Genomic DNA, 2,068 nt, shown 5'->3' with positions numbered 1-2,068 from the left:
CTTTAAGACCGTCAGAAAGTTCTTCGGCGAGGCCGTTGTCGTAACTCAGGAGGTCGAGGACATCATCTCATCGCCGATTGTGAAGGGTACCATCATCAACAACAGCGACTGCAAGATTCTCCTTGACCAAAGGAAGTATGTCAACAAGTTCGATGAGATACAGGCGTTGCTCGGTCTGACCGACAAGGAACGTGCGCAAATCCTTTCCATCAACATGGCGAACAATCCTTCCAGAAAGTACAAGGAGGTCTGGATTGGTCTGGGAGGTACACAATCGGCGGTATATGCCACCGAGGTATCACTTGAAGAGTATTATTGCTACACGACTGAGGAAACGGAAAAGCTGGAACTGTTCCGTCTTTCCGAAAAGTTAGGTGGCAATATCGAGCTTGCCATCAAGCAGTTGGCGGAGAGCAAACGTGAGAAGAACATCTTATAAACCATCTAAAAATCACAAGTATGTATAGCGATTTGGAATCAGACCAGAGGAAACGCGAGGAAGTCATCTCGTCCCTTTATTGGTCATTGATGCAGAATTGGGACATTCCGAAATCCATTTGTGACCATTACGGATTTACAGAGGATTACCGGCTGTTCCATCAACTTGAAGAGTTGGAGCCTGCCGAATACAAGCGGAAAAGAGAAACCGGTGAAGTTCCCGACATCCTGGAAGTGGATGCAAGGCTGACCCGCACAGTCGAAAAGGTCTTTGAGAGTTTGTGTGGTAAACCTCCTGCACCGTATCTCGACAAGATGAACGAGGAACTGGAGAAGTTGGGGCAAATTGCCGCCTTGCCGGATTCCGTCCATGACATCCTCCATATCAGTCCTGCTTTTCTTGTCAAGTACGGCATAGACAAAAATGCCTCTGCCACGGAACGCTCCTGTCAGGCGGAAAAAGCATATCGGGAACTGGATGCCAGGTTTGTGAAGATGACAGGACGCGAACCGTATGCCAATGAGCTTTTCGCTTCCCTCAGACAAGGGAAGGAAAAGACGCCGGAGGCGAAACGTCCGAAGCAGGTACACAAGCCGATTCTCCGCAACCCACCGTCCAAAGGGCGAAAGATGGGACTTTGACTTTCAACAGAATTTTATTCACCAATTAAAACAGATACATCATGAAAAAGAAAATCCTCATGCTGTGTATGGGCTGTTTCTTCATCAGCCTTACAGCGAAAGCGCAATGGGTCGTGAGCGACCCCGGCAATCTTGCCCAGGGTATCATCAATGCCGCCAAGAATATCGTTCACACATCTTCCACCGCGAGCAATATGCTCAACAATTTTCAGGAGACCGTGAAGATTTACAAGCAAGGCAAAGAGTATTACGACGGGCTTCGCAAGATCAAGAACCTTGTCCGTGACGCACGTAAGGTGCAGCAGGCCATCCTCATGGTCGGCGACATCACGGACATCTATGTGAATAGTTTCGAGCGTATGCTCAGCGACCCTTATTTCACGCCGGAAGAGCTGAGTGCCATCGCGATTGGTTACACGAAGCTGCTGGAAGAGAGCGCACACCTGCTGAACGACCTGAAAACGGTGGTCAACGAGAACGGACTTTCGATGAACGACAAGGAGCGGATGGATATCATCGACCGCTGCTACACCGATATGCTGCAATACCGCAGCCTGGTGCAGTATTACACCAACAAGAACATCGGCGTTTCCTACCTGCGTGCCAAGAAACGGAACGACCTGGACCGTGTGATGGCCCTTTACGGCTCACCGAATGAACGTTACTGGTAATCCCTAATCCGATTCGCTTATGGTATTGTTGGCAATAAATTTCGACAACCTGCATCAGATCCTGCAAAACCTCTACACGGATATGATGCCGCTTTGCTCGCATATGACGGGTGTGGCGAAAGGACTCGCGGGGCTTGGTGCCCTGTTCTATGTGGCCTACCGGGTATGGCAGTCTCTGGCAAGGGCGGAACCCGTGGATGTCTTTCCCCTTCTCCGTCCGTTCGCATTGGGGTTATGTATCATGTTTTTCCCGACCATCGTGCTGGGCACGCTGAACAGTGTCATGTCGCCTATCGTGAAAGGTACACATTCAATAC

Annotated in this window: 2 protein-coding genes and 2 pseudogenes; all 4 read left to right on the top strand. The window is 49.8% G+C overall.

Translation table 11 applies throughout. The features are described 5' to 3' along the window. Positions 1-439 (top strand): annotated as a pseudogene (locus tag QZ327_RS14355) (conjugal transfer protein TraG); the annotation flags it as partial. A gap of 20 nt (positions 440-459) precedes the next feature. Beyond that, positions 460-1,080, top strand: a complete 621-nt coding sequence (locus QZ327_RS14350) for a hypothetical protein (RefSeq protein WP_294620408.1) — start codon at positions 460-462, stop codon at positions 1,078-1,080. Between the two features lie 41 nt (positions 1,081-1,121). Then, a complete protein-coding gene (locus tag QZ327_RS14345) occupies positions 1,122-1,751 on the top strand; it encodes a DUF4141 domain-containing protein (protein WP_294620406.1) in 630 nt (209 codons plus the stop codon). A 19-nt stretch (positions 1,752-1,770) separates the two neighbouring features. Next, positions 1,771-2,068, top strand: a pseudogene (locus QZ327_RS14340) (conjugative transposon protein TraJ); the annotation flags it as partial.

Origin of the sequence: uncultured Bacteroides sp., assembly GCF_910578895.1 — a bacterium.
In the GTDB taxonomy this organism is placed as follows: Bacteria; Bacteroidota; Bacteroidia; order Bacteroidales; family Bacteroidaceae; genus Bacteroides.
The sequence above is the reverse complement of the archived record's forward strand: the minus strand, read 5'-3'. Positions and strand labels throughout refer to the sequence as shown.